This is a genomic window from Arenimonas sp. (genome assembly GCF_041919775.1).
GTDB lineage: Bacteria > Pseudomonadota > Gammaproteobacteria > Xanthomonadales > Xanthomonadaceae > Arenimonas.
Genome location: NZ_JAYRTE010000033.1, coordinates 1 through 16,476, shown reverse-complemented (window position 1 = coordinate 16,476; position 16,476 = coordinate 1). Strand labels below are relative to the sequence as shown.

17 protein-coding genes are annotated in these 16,476 nt (G+C 68.9%); 11 read left to right on the top strand and 6 right to left on the bottom strand.

Annotation, left to right across the window (positions count from 1 at the left end):
• Positions 1–43 precede the first annotated feature (43 nt).
• The 6 genes from nei to asnS are packed head-to-tail and all read right to left on the bottom strand — an operon-like array spanning position 44 to position 4,072.
• The gene (nei, locus tag ACE3TE_RS12600) at positions 44–859 is read right to left on the bottom strand and encodes an endonuclease VIII (protein WP_374605481.1); all 816 of its coding nucleotides are present in this window, start codon (positions 857–859) and stop codon (positions 44–46) included.
• 15 nt (positions 860–874) lie between these two features.
• Complete coding sequence (locus tag ACE3TE_RS12595; protein ID WP_374605479.1) at positions 875–1,186, bottom strand: PilZ domain-containing protein; 312 nt, start codon at positions 1,184–1,186, stop codon at positions 875–877.
• A 10-nt stretch (positions 1,187–1,196) separates the two neighbouring features.
• Positions 1,197–1,985 (bottom strand): SDR family oxidoreductase, encoded by a 789-nt coding sequence (locus ACE3TE_RS12590; RefSeq protein WP_374605477.1) that lies wholly within the window; start codon positions 1,983–1,985, stop codon positions 1,197–1,199.
• A gap of 43 nt (positions 1,986–2,028) precedes the next feature.
• A complete protein-coding gene (locus ACE3TE_RS12585) occupies positions 2,029–2,361 on the bottom strand; it encodes a hypothetical protein (RefSeq protein ID WP_374605475.1) in 333 nt (110 codons plus the stop codon).
• A gap of 10 nt (positions 2,362–2,371) precedes the next feature.
• Positions 2,372–2,668 carry a hypothetical protein gene (locus ACE3TE_RS12580; protein WP_374605473.1) on the bottom strand — a complete coding sequence of 99 codons (297 nt, stop codon included), beginning with the start codon at positions 2,666–2,668 and terminating at the stop codon, positions 2,372–2,374.
• A gap of 3 nt (positions 2,669–2,671) precedes the next feature.
• On the bottom strand, positions 2,672–4,072 hold the full coding sequence (gene asnS / locus ACE3TE_RS12575; RefSeq protein WP_374605471.1) for an asparagine--tRNA ligase: 1,401 nt from the start codon (positions 4,070–4,072) through the stop codon (positions 2,672–2,674).
• A gap of 122 nt (positions 4,073–4,194) precedes the next feature.
• Here asnS and ACE3TE_RS12570 point away from each other — a divergent pair, with 122 nt between their 5' ends.
• The 11 genes from ACE3TE_RS12570 (at position 4,195) to msrA (ending at position 16,415) form a co-directional block, all read left to right on the top strand.
• Positions 4,195–4,536: a HesB/IscA family protein gene (locus tag ACE3TE_RS12570; RefSeq protein ID WP_374605469.1), complete on the top strand. Its 342-nt coding sequence runs from the start codon at positions 4,195–4,197 to the stop codon at positions 4,534–4,536.
• Between the two features lie 299 nt (positions 4,537–4,835).
• Entirely contained in the window at positions 4,836–5,246 is a 411-nt protein-coding gene (gene rpsF, locus ACE3TE_RS12565) for a 30S ribosomal protein S6 (protein WP_374605467.1), read from the top strand.
• Between the two features lie 14 nt (positions 5,247–5,260).
• Positions 5,261–5,491, top strand: coding sequence for a 30S ribosomal protein S18 (gene rpsR / locus ACE3TE_RS12560; protein WP_034220475.1), 231 nt, complete (start codon positions 5,261–5,263; stop codon positions 5,489–5,491).
• Between the two features lie 61 nt (positions 5,492–5,552).
• Positions 5,553–6,002, top strand: a complete 450-nt coding sequence (rplI, locus tag ACE3TE_RS12555) for a 50S ribosomal protein L9 (RefSeq protein WP_374605465.1) — start codon at positions 5,553–5,555, stop codon at positions 6,000–6,002.
• Between the two features lie 295 nt (positions 6,003–6,297).
• Positions 6,298–9,168 carry a replicative DNA helicase gene (gene dnaB, locus ACE3TE_RS12550; RefSeq protein WP_374605463.1) on the top strand — a complete coding sequence of 957 codons (2,871 nt, stop codon included), beginning with the start codon at positions 6,298–6,300 and terminating at the stop codon, positions 9,166–9,168.
• 40 nt (positions 9,169–9,208) lie between these two features.
• A complete protein-coding gene (gene alr / locus ACE3TE_RS12545; RefSeq protein WP_374605461.1) occupies positions 9,209–10,354 on the top strand; it encodes an alanine racemase in 1,146 nt (381 codons plus the stop codon).
• 45 nt (positions 10,355–10,399) lie between these two features.
• The gene (locus ACE3TE_RS12540; protein WP_374605459.1) at positions 10,400–11,971 is read left to right on the top strand and encodes a cryptochrome/photolyase family protein; all 1,572 of its coding nucleotides are present in this window, start codon (positions 10,400–10,402) and stop codon (positions 11,969–11,971) included.
• Between the two features lie 32 nt (positions 11,972–12,003).
• The gene (locus ACE3TE_RS12535; protein ID WP_374605457.1) at positions 12,004–12,744 is read left to right on the top strand and encodes an SDR family NAD(P)-dependent oxidoreductase; all 741 of its coding nucleotides are present in this window, start codon (positions 12,004–12,006) and stop codon (positions 12,742–12,744) included.
• A gap of 6 nt (positions 12,745–12,750) precedes the next feature.
• On the top strand, positions 12,751–14,199 hold the full coding sequence (locus tag ACE3TE_RS12530; RefSeq protein ID WP_374605455.1) for a deoxyribodipyrimidine photo-lyase: 1,449 nt from the start codon (positions 12,751–12,753) through the stop codon (positions 14,197–14,199).
• Positions 14,200–14,246: 47 nt separating this feature from the next.
• Positions 14,247–15,710: a wax ester/triacylglycerol synthase family O-acyltransferase gene (locus tag ACE3TE_RS12525; protein ID WP_374605453.1), complete on the top strand. Its 1,464-nt coding sequence runs from the start codon at positions 14,247–14,249 to the stop codon at positions 15,708–15,710.
• Positions 15,711–15,794: 84 nt separating this feature from the next.
• Positions 15,795–16,415 carry a peptide-methionine (S)-S-oxide reductase MsrA gene (gene msrA / locus ACE3TE_RS12520; protein ID WP_374605452.1) on the top strand — a complete coding sequence of 207 codons (621 nt, stop codon included), beginning with the start codon at positions 15,795–15,797 and terminating at the stop codon, positions 16,413–16,415.
• The last annotated feature ends 61 nt before the right edge of the window (positions 16,416–16,476 follow it).

The window sequence follows — 16,476 nt, the reverse complement described above, 5'->3', positions numbered from 1 at the left end:
TGGCCAGGAGAAGATTCGCGCCTGAAGGCGCTCCTACAGGGGCTTAGCTCTGGCAGTGACGACACCAGTAGAGGCGGCGGCTACCGAGCTCCTGGCGAACCACCACGTCGCCGCAGCGGGGGCAGGGCTCGCCCTCGCGGTCGAAGACCTGGAAGCGGAAACCCGCGGGCGTGTCGGTCAGGTAGTCGCCTTTCATGCCGGACGCCGCTTCGATGCCGCGGGTGCGGTAGCTGGCGCGCGGGATGTCCAGCAGGGCCTTGGCGAGGCGCTTGCGTTCGGCGGCGCTGAGTTCCGCCGGCCGCCGCTGCGGCGCGATGCCTGCGGTGAACAGGACCTCCGAGCGCAGGTAGTTGCCCATGCCGGCCAGGAAGGCCTGGTCGAGCAGCAGCGCCACAAGCGAACGTCCGGCGAAACGCGGATCCTGCAGGCGCTTGCCAACGGCGGCGGCGGTAAGCGACGCATCCAGCACGTCCGGGCCCAGCTTCGCCAGGAAGGGGTGGCGCGAAAGTTCGGCCGTCTTCCACATCGCGACATCGGAGGCCGAATACAGGAGGATCGCGCGCTCGTCGGTTTCCAGCGCCACCCGCAGCGAGCGTGCGCCCTGGTCGGGCCGTTCGCCGGCCGCGGCGACTTTCCAGACGCCGTAGAGCTGGTTGTGCGAGTACAGGCTCAGGCCGTGGTCGAAGTGCGTGAGCAGAGCCTTGCCGTGCGGCTCGATCGCCGTGATCGTGCGCCCCACCAGCGTCTTGTGGTGGCGCTTGAGCTCGGGGAAATGGAACCAGGCGGCGGCCAGCGGACGGCCGACCACGGCCTCGGCGAGGCGGTCGGCGGCGCGGCGGATCTCGGGACCTTCAGGCATGGCCGCAGCCTGCCCTCAGGCCCGTGCAGGCGATGTCGCGGCCGGTTCACGCGCCGGCGGCACCTGCTGCGGGTCGTGGTATTCGAAACCCAGAAGGCCTTCCTGGACGCGGGCGACGCGGGCGCCCACCAGGACGGCCGGTCCCGGTTCGTCGAAGAACACCAGCTGCACGACCTCCGCCACCTGCAGGTGGCAGCCCTCCGGGCGGAACAGCCCGCAGCCGCCTTCGGACAGGTCGACGACTTCGCCCAGCCAGGCCTCTTCGTCGCGCACCACCATCACGCGGGCGGCATACGGGACCCGGGGCGCGAAACGATGGTCGTTCATGCGTTCGCCCTCACAGCGACTTCGTCCGGCCGCCGTCCACCGGCAGGTTGATGCCGTTGACGTAGCCGGCCACCGGGGAGGCCAGGAAGGCGATGGCCGCCGCGACTTCGGCCGGTTCGGCGAAGCGCCCGGCCGGCACCGTGGCCAGCATGCCCCTGGCGATCTCTTCTTCGGACTTGCCGGTGGCGCGGGCGCGCTCGGCCAGGATCTGGTCCAGCCGCTGGGTGCGGGTGTAACCGGGCAGCACGTTGTTGACCGTGATGCCAAAGGGGCCGAGCTCGCCCGACAGGGTCTTGGCCCAGCTGGCGACGGCGCCGCGAATGGTGTTGGAGACGCCGAGGTTGGCGATCGGCTCCTTCACCGAGGTCGAGATGACGTTGACGATGCGGCCCCAGCCGGCCGCCTTCATGCCCGGCAGCACGGCCTGGACCAGCACCTGGCCGGCGACCAGGTGCTGGCGGAAAACGTCGAGGTAGGCCTGCGGATCGGCGACGTGCGCCGGGCCACCGGCCGGGCCGGCGGTGTTGTTGAGCAGGATTTGCACGCCGCGTCCGGCACAGAGCGCGGCCACCTTCTCGCCGAGTGCGGCAGTGTCGGCGGCGTCGGCGGCGAGGTAACCGTGGCGCTGCGACTCATGCACGCGGGGCAGGCCGGCGGCCACTTCGGACAGGCGTCCCGGCCGCCGGGCCAGGACCGTGACGTCGGCGCCGCGTTCGGCCAGTGCCGTCGCGGCGGCCAGGCCGATGCCTTCCGAACCGCCGCAAACCAGGGCATGCCGCCCCGCCAGATCCTTGTGCATCGTTCTTGCTCCCCTGTGGGAGGGACTTCAGTCCCGATTCCCTCTACCAGTCCTTCCCCGAAAGCGGGGTCTTGATGGGCTGGATCATGCGCTCGCGCAGGGCCTCGTCGTCCTCGGCGCGCGGCGGCTCGATTTCCTCGAGGTCCAGGCCCCAGGCCTCGGCGTCGTCGGCGTCCATGCCGTCGAAGGCGCGGAATTCGGCGTCCATCAGCGCCGAGCGCGCCACGTCCTCGCTTTCATAGATGTTGATGCGGCCGTCGCAGTCGAAGACTTCGGCGACGCCGCTGTCAAGCACGCGCAGGCGGGACCAGACCAGCATGCGGGGCAGGGCGGCCAGCCACCATTGGTCGTCGTCGCGGTTGGTTTCGTCGCTCATCGATTCGTCCTTATTGCAGTGCGATCAGCAGCACGACCCCGGCGCTGCCGAGCAGGGCCAGCCAGCCGCTGCCGGCGGCGATGCCGCCGAAGAAGTTCAGCGACGGGTCGGCAAGCGTGCGGTGTCTCCAGCGCATCAGCCACCAGCTGTAGCCCCAGCCGCCGTCGTCGGTGCCGGGCGCGAACGCGTAGCCCTTGTCCAGCTGCTGGCGAAAGGCCAGCACCCGGAACCCGAAATGCGCAGGCGCCGCGGAACCCGCCAGGCCCAGCATCAGGAAGATCAGCAGCGAACCGGCGCCGGTCTGCATGGCTCAGAACGTCGCCAGGCCCGGCGCGCGCGGATAGGGGATGGCGTCGCGGATGTTGGCCAGGCCGCAGGTGTAGACCACGAGGCGCTCGAAACCGAGGCCGAAACCGGCGTGCGGCACCGTGCCGTAGCGGCGGAAGTCGCGGTACCAGCCGTAGTGTTCGCCGTCCAGACCGAACTGCGCCATGCGCTTGTCCAGCACGTCGAGGCGTTCTTCGCGCTGGCTGCCGCCGATAATCTCGCCGATGCCCGGGGCCAGCACGTCCATGGCGGCGACGGTCTTGCCGTCGTCGTTCAGGCGCATGTAGAAGGCCTTGATCTGCTCGGGGTAGTTCATCACCACCACCGGCCGGCCGACGTGCACTTCGGTGAGCCAGCGTTCGTGTTCCGTCTGCAGGTCCAGGCCCCATTCGACCGGGAAGTCGAACTTGTGGCCCGAGTCCTGCAGCAGCTTCACCGCCTCGGTGTAGTCGATGCGCTCGAAGGGCGAGTCGATGAAGTTCTCCAGGCGCGTCACGGCATCCTTCTGCACGCGTTCGGCGATGAAGGCCATGTCGTCGGCGCGTTCGGCCAGCACGGCCTCGAACAGGTACTTCAGGAAGGCCTCGGCCAGGTCGGCGTTGGCGACCAGGTCGGCAAAGGCGATTTCCGGCTCGATCATCCAGAACTCGGCCAGGTGCCGGGTGGTGTGGCTGTTCTCGGCGCGGAAGGTCGGGCCGAAGGTGTAGACCTTGCTCAGCGCCAGGCAATAGGCCTCGACGTTGAGCTGGCCGGACACGGTGAGGAAGGTTTCCTTGCCGAAGAAGTCCTTGGAGAAATCCACGTTGCCCTTGCCGTCGCGCGGCAGGTTGGCCATGTCCAGGGTGGAAACGCGGAACATCTGGCCGGCGCCCTCGGCGTCGGAGGTGGTGATGATCGGCGTGCTGATCCAGTAGAAGCCCTGCTCGTGGAAGAACCGGTGCACGGCCTGCGCGAGGCAGTGGCGGATGCGGGTGACCGCGCCGAACAGGTTGGTGCGCGGGCGCAGGTGGGCGACCTCGCGCAGGAATTCCAGCGAATGCGCCTTGGGCTGGATCGGGTAGGTTTCCGGGTCTTCGACCCAGCCAAGCACCTCGATCGCGGTTGCCTGGATCTCGAAGCCCTGGCCCTGGCCCTGGGAAGGCACCAGGGTGCCGGTCGCGACCACCGAACAGCCCGCGCTGAGCCGGCGGACCTCGTCTTCGTAATTGGACAGGGTGGCGGGCGCCACCACCTGGATGGGCGCGAAGCAGGAACCGTCGCTGATGTTGACGAAACTCAGCCCAGCCTTGGAGTCGCGCCGGGTGCGCACCCAGCCCTGGACCGTGACTTCCTTGCCCGGGGCGATTTCCCCGCCGAGCGCCTGCTGCACGCTGATCACTGCCATGCCTTGATTCCCTGCCCCTGCGGGCCCATCTGGTTAAGTGCGCAAGGATACCGCAGGCGCGCCCCGGCGCAGCGGCGGTATACTGCGCGCTGCCTCGCCCCCGACTAAGCACGGACCCCGCCATGGCCATCACGCTCACCGCCGCCGCCGCCGACCGCATCCGCAGCTACCAGGCCCAGACCCCGGGCACGCTGGGCCTGCGTTTCGGCGTCCGCAAGTCCGGCTGCACCGGTTTCGCCTACGTGGTGGACATGGCCGACGCGGCCGGCCCCGACGACACGGTCTTCGAAACCGACGGCGTGGCGGTTTACGTCGATGCCCACAGCCTGCCGCAGGTGGATGGCACCGAGATCGACTTCGTCAGCCAGGGCCTGAACCAGCAGTTCGTGTTCCGCAACCCGAACGTCGAAGACGCCTGCGGCTGCGGCGAGTCCTTCAGCACCAAGGCCGACCGCGCAGCCTGAGCCGTGCGGTGAGAACGGGGTCAGGTTCACTTCCCCCCGCATCTCGCAGGTCGTGTGGACTCCCCGGGGAAGTGAACCTGACCCCGTTCTTGCGCCGTCCGGGGCTGGGGACAGGTGCAATTTCCCCGCCGAAGCCCGGGAACTGGCTGATTCTCCGGGGGAAATTGCACCTGTCCCCGGTTCTGGGGCATAATGCGCGGCTCCCCATTCCGGGGAGACCTTGCTCCACGGCGGATGCCCTGCATCCCGGCCGGGGGCTGCCAGGCCGAATCCTCGGCCGCATCCACAAGGAAACAACAATGCGCCATTACGAAGTCGTGTTCATGGTCCATCCGGACCAGAGCGAGCAGGTGCCGGCCATGATCGAGCGCTACAAGTCGCTGATCGAGGGCGGTGAGGGCAAGATCCACCGTCTTGAAGACTGGGGTCGCCGCCAGCTCGCCTACGCCATCGACAACCTGGTCAAGGCCCACTACGTGCTCATGAACATCGAAGTCGGCAAGAACGAGCTGACCGAGCTGGTCGACGGTTTCCGCTTCAACGACGCGGTGCTGCGCCACATGGTCATCGCCCGCGAAGAAGCCGTCACCGAGCAGTCCCTGATCATGAAGAGCAAGGACGAGAAGACCGAGCGCCGCCCGCGCCGTGAGGACGACGAGTCCGGCATCGGCAGCAGCGACAACGACAACCGCAATTCCGACGCGGCCTGAGCCAGGAGACCGACATGAGCAAGTTCTTCCGCCGCCGCAAGTTCTGCAAGTTCACCGCCGAGGGTGTCAAGGAGATCGACTACAAGGATCTCAACACCCTGCGCCAGTACCTGACCGAGAACGGCAAGATCGTTCCCAGCCGCATCACCGGCACCAAGGCCAAGTACCAGCGCCAGCTGCAGACCGCGATCAAGCGCGCCCGCGAGCTGGCCCTGATCCCGTACACCGACAACCACCAGAACTGATCCTGACGGACAGCCTTAGTTGCGGGGCCGCGCGCCCCGCTAACGTTACGGAGTAATTGAAATGGAACTGATCCTCCTGCAGAAGGTCGTCAACCTCGGCGGCCTGGGCGACAAGGTCAAGGTCAAGCCGGGTTTCGGCCGCAACTACCTGATCCCCTACGGCAAAGCCGTGCCGGCCACCGCCGACAACGTGGCCGCGTTCGAAGCCAAGCGCGCCGAGTACGAAGCCAAGGCCAACGCCCAGCTGGCCGACGCCGAAGCCCGCAAGGCCAAGCTCGAGGGCGCGACGGTGACCATCGCCGCCAACGCCTCGACCGAAGGCAAGCTGTTCGGCTCGGTCGGCCCGCGCGACATCGCCGAGGCCTTCACGGCCGCCGGCTTCAAGCTCGACAAGAGCGAAGTGGTCATGTCCGAAGGCGCCCTGCGCCGCACCGGCGAGTTCGACATCGAAGTGCGCTTGCACGCCGACGTCGGCACCACCGTCAAGGTGGTCGTCGAAGCCGAAGCCTGAGTCCGGGCCACAGGCTGTTCACGACGGGCGCCCCAGGGCGCCCGTCGTTTTTAGGCTGCCGCCAAGCCCCTGTAGGAGCGCCTTCAGGCGCGAATCTCTTGACTTTGCCTTTGGCAAAGAACGCCTTCGCGCCTGAAGTTGCTCCTACAGGTCTCAGGGTGCGAGACCGGATCGAGGTAAAGATGCCCACCGGTTATGCACAGGCTTATGCCTAACGCTTGCCGGGCAGGGGCCTTAGGATGACCGACCCGGCCGCTGCCGGCCCCGCCACGTCGAATCCCAGAACAAGGCGAACATGTCCGCACGTCCCGATTCCTTCCGCAGCGACGCCAAGATCGACGCCCTGCGCCTGCCGCCCCAGTCGGTCGAGGCCGAACAGGCCGTGCTGGGCGGCCTGATGCTCGCCCCCGATTCGCTCGACCGCGTCGGCGATTTCCTCACCGAACACGATTTCTATCGCCGCGACCACCGGCTCATCTACCGCGCCATCCGCGAGCTGAGCGAAAAGAACAAGCCCTTCGACGCGGTCACCCTGGGCGAGTGGTTCGAATCGAACTCGCTGAGCGAGCAGATCGGCGGCACCGGTTACCTGATCGAACTGGCCAGCACCACGCCCTCGGCCGCGAACATCCGCGCCTATGCCGAGATCGTGCGCGAGAAGGCCGTGCTGCGGCAGCTGATCGAGGCTGGCACCGAGATCGTCAACGACGGTTTCCAGCCCGAGGGCCGGGACAGCCAGGAAGTGCTGTCGGCCGCCGAGATGCGCGTCTTCAAGATCGCCGAGCAGGGCCGCCGCGGCCGCGCCGATTTCGTCAGCCTGCGCGATGCGATGAAGGACGCCTTCCAGGTCCTTCAGGAACGCTACGAGAACCAGGGCAACGTCACCGGCCTGCCCAGTGGCTTCGCCGACCTGGACGAACTCACCGCCGGCCTGCAGCCGTCCGACCTGATCATCCTGGCGGCCAGGCCGGCGATGGGAAAATGCCTTAGCGCCGACGCCGAGATCGTGCTGGCGGACGGCTCGGTGGCGACCATCGGGGACATTTGCGCCCGCCGCGACGGCGAACTGGCGACGCTCGGGGACGACCTGCGGCTGGCCTGGACCCGGCCCTCGGATTTCGTCGACGACGGCATCAAGCCCACCTTCGAAGTGACCACCCGGCTGGGTCGCCGGGTGGAGGCCACCGCGCCGCATCCCTTCCTGACGCTCGAAGGCTGGAGGCCCTTGCTGGAACTGCGCGAGGGTGACTTCGTCGCGGTGCCGCGCCGGCTGCCGGTGTTCGGCACCGAGTCGATGCGCGACTGCGAAATCAGCCTGCTGGCCTATCTGATCGGCGATGGCGGCCTGACCGGCAGCGTCCCGCGCTTCACCAATTCCAATCCGCTGATCGTCGGGGACTTCGTCGCTTCCGTGTCGGCGTTTGGCGGCGTGCAGGCCAACCCCGTCGCTGGCTCGGGCAGGACGCCCAGCTGGTCGGTTGCCGCGGATGCCGCGGCGATTGGCCAGAATCGGCAGCAATTCGCCGCCGTCCTGGACGCGGCGCTTTCCCGGCATGCGGCTCCGGCGCGCGCCGTGGCGGCGGCCGTCGGCGTCAGCCCGGCCTCGCTCACGCACTGGCGCCAGGGCAAGACGGTGCCCGCGGCGGAACGGCTGGGCCGGCTGTGCGAGGTGCTGGCGATCGAGCCGGTGCTGCCCGACGGGCAGGACCTGGCCCTGGCCCGGCGCAACACCCCCAATCCGGTCACCGCCTGGCTTGGTGAGCTGGGCTTGATGGGCAAGGACGCCGCCGCCAAGCAGGTTCCCGGCGCGATCTTCAGGCTGCCGCGCGCCCAGTTGGCGCTGTTCCTCAACCGTCTTTTCGCGACCGACGGCTGGGCCACGGTGCTGGCCAGCGGCCAGGCCCAGGCCGGTTATGCCTCGGTGTCCGAGCGCCTGGCCCGCCAGGTCCAGCACCTGCTGCTGCGCTTTGGCGTGGTGGCGAAATTGCGCCAGCGCTGGGTGAAGTACCGCGACTCGCGGCGCCCGGCCTGGCAGCTCGACATCACCGATGCCGGCTCGCTTCAGGTTTTCTGCACCGAGATCGGCATCCACGGCAAGCAGCCCGCGGTGGACGCGGTTCTGCAGGCCCTGGCCAGGCGCGGTGCGCACAGCAACGTCGATTCGGTCCCGCCGGCGGCCTGGGCGCTGGTTGAACGTGCCAAGGGCAGTCTGTCCTGGGCCGAGCTGGCCCGCCGCTGCGGCTTCAATGCCACCAACATGCATGTTGGCAAACGCGGGATTTCCCGGTCGCGGTTGGCGCGGATCGCCATGGTGCTCAATGATCCGAAGCTCGCCGCGCTGGCCTCGAGCGACGTGGTCTGGGACCGCATCGAATCGATCCGTGCCACGGGCATGCAGCAGGTCTACGACCTGACGGTGCCGGGTACGCACAATTTCATCGCCAACGACGTCTGCGTGCACAACACCACGCTCGCCCTGAACATCGCCGAATACGCCGCGCTCAAGACCAAGAAGGCGGTGGCGGTGTACTCGATGGAAATGTCCTCGTCGCAGCTGGCCTTCCGCCTGATCTCCTCGATCGGGCGCATCAACGCCACCCGCCTGCGCACCGGCCAGCTCGAGGACGAGGACTGGTCGCGCGTGAACATGGCGATCAAGATGCTCTCGGACGTCAAGGTCTTCATCGACGACACCCCGGCGCTGTCGCCGGACGTGCTGCGCTCGAAGGCGCGGCGCATCAAGCGCGAACACGACCTGGGCCTGATCGTGGTCGACTACCTGCAGCTGATGCAGGTGCCGGGTACCGGGGAGAACCGCACCAACGAGATCTCCGAGATCTCGCGCTCGCTCAAGGCCCTGGCCAAGGAGCTCAACGTGCCGGTGATCGCGCTCTCGCAGCTCAACCGCGGCCTGGAGTCGCGCACCGACAAGCGCCCGGTCATGGCCGACCTTCGCGAATCGGGCGCCATCGAGCAGGACGCCGACATCATCATGTTCATCTACCGCGACGAGTACTACCACAAGGATTCGGCGGACAAGGGCCTGGCCGAGGTGATCATCGCCAAGCAGCGTTCCGGTCCCACCGGCACGATCAAGCTCAAGTTCTTCGGCGAATACACCCGCTTCGACAACCTGGCCCGGGACAGCGTCGGCAGCTTCGAATAAGCCGGCGCCGGGGCGGGGTGGCCCGGGCTAGAATCGCGCCATGGACCCCGCCGCCCACCGCGACGACATCTTCGGCCAGCGGCCCACGCGCATCCGCGTGGACCTGGACGCGATCTCGCACAACCTGCGCGCCCTGGCCGCCCACGCCGGCGTGCCGGTGATGCCGATCATCAAGGCCAATGCCTACGGCCACGGCCTGGCGCGCGTGGGCCTGCACCTGCAGGCGCAGGGGGCCGGGCAGCTGGGCGTGGCCTTCCTGGAGGAGGGCATCGCGCTGCGCAGGGCCGGGGTGCGGCTGCCGATCCTGGTGATGGGCGGCATCTTCGGCCCGCAGGCGGCCACGGTGATTGCCAACGACCTGGAAGTCACCGTGTCCTCGATCGACAAGCTGCGCCAGGTCGAGGCCGCGGCCGAATCCCTGGGCCAGCGTGCCACCGTGCACCTGAAGATCGACACCGGCATGGAACGCATCGGCGTGCACAGCTACCACGCCGGGCCCTTCATCGAAGCGGCGCTGGCCTCGCGCTGGTGCGACATCAAGGGCATCTATTCGCACCTGGCCTGCGCCGACGACCCGGCGTCGCCGGCCACCGCGCGCCAGCTGGAGCGTTTCCTCGAGGCCTGCGCGCACTTCGAACGCCTCGGCGCGCCGATGCCGCTGCGCCACCTGGCCAATTCCGGCGGCGTGCTGCATTTCCCGGAAACCCACCTGGACATGGTCCGCCCGGGCATCGCCCTGTTCGGCGTGCTGCCCGATACCGCGTCCCGGCCCACAGTCGAACTCCGCCCGGCGATGTCGCTGGTCTCCCAGGTCGTGTTCTTCAAGGTGGTGCCGGCCGGCGACTCGGTCAGCTATGGCGCCACCTGGGCGCCGGCCGCCGACACCCGCGTGGTGACGGTGCCGATCGGCTACGGCGACGGTTTCCCGCGGGCGCTGTCCTCGCGCGGGCAGGTGCTGGTGCGCGGCCAGCGCCATCCCATCGTCGGGCGCATCTGCATGGACCAGTTCATGGTCGACATCGGTCCCGACGGCACCGCCTACAACGAGGACGAGGTCGTGCTGATCGGCCAGCAGGACGGCGAACGCATCCGCTGCGAGGACGTGGCACAGGCGGCCGGCACCATTCCCTACGAGATCCTGGTCGGCCTCAACGGCCGCATCCCGCGCGAATACAGCGGCGGCTGAGCCGCCTTGCCGCCGCCTGCACGGCGCCGGCGGGACACTTCGCGGATGTCTGAACCCCTGCGCCACCTGGTGCTGGTCCTGGGTGACCAGCTCGACCGCGATTCCGCGGTTTTCGACGATTTCGACCCGGCCACCGACGCCGTGTGGATGGCCGAGGTCGACCACGAAGCGACCCAGGTCTGGTCGGGCAAGCCGCGCATCGCGCTTTTCCTGGCCGCGATGCGGCGCTTCCGCGACGAGCTGCGCGAACGCGGCTGGACGGTCCATTACCGTTGCCTGGGCGAACACGAGGCGACCAGCCTCGAACAGGCGCTGGCGACCGACCTGGCCCGCCTGCGCCCGCGGAAGGTGCTGGCCGTGCGCCCCGGCGAGTGGCGCCTGGCGCATTCGCTGCCCGCCACCTGCAAGGCCGCGGGCTGCGCCTGGGTCGAGCGGCCCGACCGGCACTTCTACTGCGATGGCGATGACTTCGCGCTGTGGGCCAGGGGCCGGCGCGAATACCGCATGGAGCATTTCTACCGCTGGCAGCGCCGGCGCGAGGGCGTGCTGCTCGACGACGGCGAACCGGCCGGCGGTCGCTGGAACTTCGACGCCGCCAACCGAGGCCGCTTCGACCGGCGCGGGCCGGGCCTGCTGCCGGCGCCGCGCGCGTTCGCGCCCGACCCGTGCACCAGGGAGGTTCTGGCCCTGGTCGAACGCCGCTTCGCCAGCCATCCCGGCAAACTTGAAGGCTTCGACTGGCCGCTGGACCCGACCCAGGCCCGCGAAGCGCTGGAGGACTTCATCGCCCACCGGCTGCCGCTGTTCGGACGCTACCAGGACGCGATGTGGGCCGGCGAACCCTGGCTCTACCACTCGCGGCTGTCGGCGGCGATGAACCTGAAACTGATCGGTCCGCGCGAAGTCGTCGCGGCGGTCGAAGCCGCCTGGCGGGACGGCCAGGTGCCGATCGAAGCCGCCGAAGGTTTCATCCGCCAGGTGCTGGGGTGGCGCGAATTCGTGCGCGGCGTCTACTGGCTGCGCATGCCGGATTTCCTGGACCAGAACGTCCTGGGGGCCGACCAGCCCTTGCCGGATTTCTACTGGACCGGCGACACCGACATGGCCTGCCTGCGCGATTCACTGCGGCATACGCTCGACCTCGGCTACGGCCACCACATCGAACGCCTGATGGTGCTGGGCCTGTTCGCGCTGCTGCTGGGCGTGCGGCCGAAGCAGGTGCACGAGTGGTTCCTGGCCGTGTACGTGGACGCGGTGGAGTGGGTGGAGCTGCCGAACGTGCTGGGCATGGCGCTTTACGCCGACGGTGGGCGCATGGTCAGCAAACCCTATGCGGCCTCGGGCAAATACATCCAGCGTTTGTCCAACCATTGCAGCGGCTGCCGCTTCCGCCCGGACGAAGCCACGGGCGAATCGGCCTGTCCGTTCACAACGCTGTACTGGGACTTCCTGGTGCGCCATCGCGAACGTTTCGAGCGGCATCCGCGCACGGCGCTGCAGTGGTCGCACCTGGCGCGGCGGCCGGCTGGGGAACTCGAGGCGGTGCAGGCCCAGGCCGCCGGCCTGCGGGCCCGGCTGGCGGCCGGTTCACGGCCGCAACACGGGGACGGCGGCTAGGCTGTACGCCTTGCCCTGAAGCGGAACACACCATGCCCACCTGCCTGATCACCGGCGCCACCGGCGGCGTCGCCACCGCCCTGGCCAGCCGCCTGCGCGAGGCCGGCTGGCGCCTGGCCCTGGTGACGCGCCAGCCCGACAAGCTGCAGCCAGACGAGGCCGACCTGGTCATCGAAGCCGACGTTTCCACGGCCGCCGGCGCCGACCATGCCCTGGCGGCCGCCGAAGGCGCTTTCGGTGCGCCGCCGAATGCCCTCGCGCACTGCGCGGGCGCGGTCGTGCTGGGTTCGCTGCCGCGCACCACCGAAGCGATGTACCGCGACTGCCTGGCCGCGAACCTCGACAGTGCGTTTTTCATCGCCCAGGCCTACGCACCGCGCGTGCAGAAGGCGGGACAGGGCGGCAGCCTGCTGTTCTTCAGCTCCGTCGCCGCCGGCATGGGCGTGGCCAACCACGCCGCGATCGCGGCCGCCAAGGGCGGCGTCGAGGGCCTGGTGCGGGCGCTGGCGGCGGATTATTCCGCGGCCGGGCTGCGCATCAATGCCATCGCCCCGGGCCTGCTGCGTACGCCGGCGACGGCCCGCCTGCTGTCGGGCGATGCTTCCACCAAGGCCATCCGCGCCCAGTACCCGCTGGGCCGTCACGGCGAAGCCGAAGATGCGGCGGCGCTGGGTGTCTTCCTACTGTCGGACGAGGCCGGCTGGGTCACCGGCCAGGTGATCGCGCTCGACGGCGGCTTCCAGGCCGTGCGACCGATGGTGCGGGCGGGCTGAGCGCGCATGTCGCACGCCATCGTCTGGTTCCGCCGCGACCTGCGCCTGGCCGACAACCCGGCCCTGCAGGCGGCGCTGGACGCCGGCCACGTGCCGGTGCCGGTCTACATCCATGCCCCGGACGAAGACGCGCCCTGGGCGCCCGGCGCCGCCAGCCGCGTCTGGCTGCATCGTTCGCTGCAGGCACTCGACGCCGACCTGCAGGCGCGCGGCTCGCGGCTGGTGATCCGTCGCGGCGACAGCCTGGCGGAACTGGAAAAACTGATCGGCGAAACCCGCGCCGAAGCCCTGCACTGGAACCGCCTGTACGAACCGGCCGCCATCGCCCGCGACACCCGCATCAAGCAGGGCCTCAAATCGCGCGGCCTCGAGGTGCAAAGCCACAACGCCGCCCTGCTGGTCGAACCCTGGGCGGTGCAGACCGGGCAGGGCGGGCCCTACCGCGTGTTCACCCCGTTCTGGAAAAACGCCCGGCAGGTGCTTGAATCGGTGCGCGCCGCGCCGGCTCCCGAACGCTTGCCCGAGCCGCCGCCCACCCTGGCCGGGCTGGACGTGGAGCATCTGGGCCTGCGGCAGCCGGCCGGCGAGCCGGCCTGGGACGCGGGTTTCTGGGAGCACTGGACGCCGGGCGAAGCCGGCGCGCTGGAGCTGCTGGAGGTTTTCCTGGATGGCGCCCTGCACGGTTACAAGCAGCAGCGCGACCTGCCGGGTCGCGGCGGCACCTCGCGCCTGTCGCCGCACCTGCATTTCGGGGAAATCTCGCCGCGCACGATCGTCGCCGCGCTGCAGGCCGGCGACTGGCCGGCGGCGATCCGGCCGGACCTGGACCACTATCTCTCCGAACTGGGCTGGCGCGAATTCAGCCACCACCTGCTGTTCCATTTCCCGGACACGCCCACGGGCAACCTCAACCCGAAGTTCGAGGATTTCCCCTGGGCCGACCCCGACACCGCGCTGCTCGAGGCCTGGCGCCAGGGCCGCACCGGCGTGCCGATGGTGGATGCCGGCATGCGCGAACTCTGGGCCACCGGCTGGATGCACAACCGCGTGCGGATGGTCGCCGCGAGCTTCCTGACCAAGAACCTGCGGATGCATTGGCGCCACGGCGCCGACTGGTTCTGGGACACCCTGGTCGACGCCGACCTGGCCAACAACACGCAGGGCTGGCAGTGGACCGCCGGCACCGGCGCCGATGCCGCGCCGTACTTCCGCATCTTCAGCCCGGTCTCGCAGACCCAGCGCTTCGATCCCGACGGCGCCTACCTTCGCCGCTGGCTGCCGGAGCTGGCGAAACTGCCAGACGCGGCCCTTTCCGCACCGTGGGAGCATCCGGACCTGCTGCGCAGCAAGGCTCCGGATTACCCGCGCCGGCCGGTGGTCGACCTCAAGGCCAGCCGCGAGGCGGCGCTGGCGGCCTACGAGTCCGTTCGCGCCGACGGTGCCGAACGGCGTTGACGCCCCGGCGCCGCGGCCGGCATCCTGACCGGAACCGGGGAGGACGCATGGCCGAGGCGCGCAAGAAGGGCAAGAAGACGCCGATGTCGCGGGTGGACACCGCCTGGCTGCGCATGGAGCGCGCCACCAACCTGATGATGATCACCGGCGTGATGATGTTCGAGACCCACCTCGACATCCGCAGCCTGCGCAAGGTGATCGAACAGAAGTTCCTCGCTTATCCGCGTTTCCGGCAAAAAGCGGTGGACGGGCCGACCGGCGCGTTCTGGCAGGACGACGCCGACTTCGACCTGGACTGGCACATCCGGCTGACCGCGCTGCCCGGCAAGGGCGGCAAGCGCGAACTCGAACGCCTGACCAGCCAGCTGGCCTCGACGCCGCTCGACAAGTCCAAGCCGCTCTGGCAGTTCCACCTGGTCGAGCGCTACGACGGCGGTTCGGCGCTGATCGCCCGCATCCACCACTGTTATGCCGACGGCATCGCGCTGGTGCAGGTGCTGCTGTCGCTGACCGAGATGGGCGAGGACGACAAGCGCAAGAAGTCGCTGGCCCGGCGCTGGCTGAAGAAGGAAGAACACGCCCCCGTGGCCAAGCGCGTCGGCGCCATCGACCGCTACATGCAGCTGGGCAACAAGATGCTAGAGAAGGGCATGGATTTTTACCGCGACCCGTCGCTGGCCGCGGTGCTGGCCAGCGAAGGCGTGGACATTGCCCGCGAGATCGGCCTGGCCCTGTCGCTTTCCGACGATCCCGACACCGTGCTCAAGGGCCGCCTGGGCGTCAGCAAGCGCGTGGCCTGGGCCGAACCGCTGGCGCTGGAGGAGGTGAAGTCGGTCAGCCGGGCGCTGCGCTGCACCGTCAACGACCTCCTGCTGGCCTCGGCAACGGGCGCGCTGCGCAGCTACATGATCGAACGCGGCGAGCAGCTCGATGGCATCACCATCCGCGCCACCGTGCCGGTGAACCTGCGCCCGCTCGAACACGCCAAGCAGCTGGGCAACCACTTCGGCCTGGTCTTCCTGGACCTGCCCGTGGGCGAACCCAACCCGATGCGCCGGCTCGAGCGCGTGGCCGCGTCCATGAAGCTGCTGCGCAAGTCCCGCCAGGCCGTGGCCACCTTCGGCGCGCTGGCGGCGGTGGGCATGGCGCCGCCGGCGGTGCAGTCCTTCGCGCTCGAGATGTTCAGCCGCAAGGCCTCGGCCGTGGCCACCAACGTGCCCGGGCCGCAGATGCCGCTGTACCTGGGCGGCAGCAAGATCAGCGACCTGATGTTCTGGGTGCCGCAGAACGGCTCGATCGGACTGGGCATTTCCATCCTCAGCTACAACGGCGCCGTGCACTTCGGGCTGATCGCCGACGCCAAGCTGATGCCCGACCCCGATTCGGTGATCCGACGCTTCCGCCCGGAGTTCGAGAAACTGCTGTACCTGGCGCTGATGGCGCGCTGGGAGGGTGAATTCTGCGCCGAGGCCGCCGAAGCCTTGATGCAAGACTCCCTGACCCCATTGTAGGAGCGCCTTCAGGCGCGAATCTTTTGTCTTGACCTTTGGCCAAGAAGAAATTCGCGCCTGAAGGCGCTCCTACAGGAGATGAAAATGGCGAATGAATCCTGCGACATCCCCGGCCAAGGTCTGCGCGTAGCACCGTCCGAAGTTCCGGACCCGGCCCAGGACATCGCGGCCACCGACGACCGCGGCGAGCTGGTGCTGGCCGGCGGCTGCTTCTGGTGCACCGAAGCGGTGTACCGCCACCTGGCCGGCGTCACCGAGGTGCTGCCCGGTTACGCCGGCGGCAGCGCCGAAACCGCCAATTACGAGGCCGTGTGCAGCGGCCGCACCCGCCACGCCGAGGCCATCCGCATCCGCTACGAGCCGGCGCGCATCAGCTTCGGCCAGCTGCTGAAGCTGTTCATGGCGGTGGCGCACGACCCCACGCAGAAGGACCGCCAGGGCAACGACGTCGGCCCGCAGTACCGCTCGGCGATCTTCCCGCTCGACGCCGACCAGCGTTACGTCGCCGGCGCCTACCTGGCGCAGCTCGAGGCGGCGGCGGTTTTCGCGGCGCCGATAGCGACCACCATCGAGGACATGGACACGTTTTTCGTGGCGGAGGCGTATCACCACGATTACGCGGCGCGCAATCCGGGGGCGCCGTACATCCAGTACGTGTCGATGCCGAAGGTCGAAAAACTGCGTCGCTATTACCCCGACCTGTAGGAGCGCCTTCAGGCGCGAATCTCTTGACTTTGCCTTCGGCAAAGAAGAAATTCGCGCCTGA

Excerpts from the sequence above, each read along its gene's own strand:
- nei (WP_374605481.1), bottom strand. The coding sequence starts at position 859 with ATGCCTGAAGGTCCCGAGATCCGCCGCGCCGCCGACCGCCTCGCCGAG.
- ACE3TE_RS12595 (WP_374605479.1), bottom strand. The coding sequence starts at position 1,186 with ATGAACGACCATCGTTTCGCGCCCCGGGTCCCGTATGCCGCCCGCGTG.
- ACE3TE_RS12590 (WP_374605477.1), bottom strand. The coding sequence starts at position 1,985 with ATGCACAAGGATCTGGCGGGGCGGCATGCCCTGGTTTGCGGCGGTTCG.
- ACE3TE_RS12585 (WP_374605475.1), bottom strand. The coding sequence starts at position 2,361 with ATGAGCGACGAAACCAACCGCGACGACGACCAATGGTGGCTGGCCGCC.
- ACE3TE_RS12580 (WP_374605473.1), bottom strand. The coding sequence starts at position 2,668 with ATGCAGACCGGCGCCGGTTCGCTGCTGATCTTCCTGATGCTGGGCCTG.
- asnS (WP_374605471.1), bottom strand. The coding sequence starts at position 4,072 with ATGGCAGTGATCAGCGTGCAGCAGGCGCTCGGCGGGGAAATCGCCCCG.
- ACE3TE_RS12570 (WP_374605469.1), top strand. The coding sequence starts at position 4,195 with ATGGCCATCACGCTCACCGCCGCCGCCGCCGACCGCATCCGCAGCTAC.
- rpsF (WP_374605467.1), top strand. The coding sequence starts at position 4,836 with ATGCGCCATTACGAAGTCGTGTTCATGGTCCATCCGGACCAGAGCGAG.
- rpsR (WP_034220475.1), top strand. The coding sequence starts at position 5,261 with ATGAGCAAGTTCTTCCGCCGCCGCAAGTTCTGCAAGTTCACCGCCGAG.
- rplI (WP_374605465.1), top strand. The coding sequence starts at position 5,553 with ATGGAACTGATCCTCCTGCAGAAGGTCGTCAACCTCGGCGGCCTGGGC.
- dnaB (WP_374605463.1), top strand. The coding sequence starts at position 6,298 with ATGTCCGCACGTCCCGATTCCTTCCGCAGCGACGCCAAGATCGACGCC.
- alr (WP_374605461.1), top strand. The coding sequence starts at position 9,209 with ATGGACCCCGCCGCCCACCGCGACGACATCTTCGGCCAGCGGCCCACG.
- ACE3TE_RS12540 (WP_374605459.1), top strand. The coding sequence starts at position 10,400 with ATGTCTGAACCCCTGCGCCACCTGGTGCTGGTCCTGGGTGACCAGCTC.
- ACE3TE_RS12535 (WP_374605457.1), top strand. The coding sequence starts at position 12,004 with ATGCCCACCTGCCTGATCACCGGCGCCACCGGCGGCGTCGCCACCGCC.
- ACE3TE_RS12530 (WP_374605455.1), top strand. The coding sequence starts at position 12,751 with ATGTCGCACGCCATCGTCTGGTTCCGCCGCGACCTGCGCCTGGCCGAC.
- ACE3TE_RS12525 (WP_374605453.1), top strand. The coding sequence starts at position 14,247 with ATGGCCGAGGCGCGCAAGAAGGGCAAGAAGACGCCGATGTCGCGGGTG.
- msrA (WP_374605452.1), top strand. The coding sequence starts at position 15,795 with ATGGCGAATGAATCCTGCGACATCCCCGGCCAAGGTCTGCGCGTAGCA.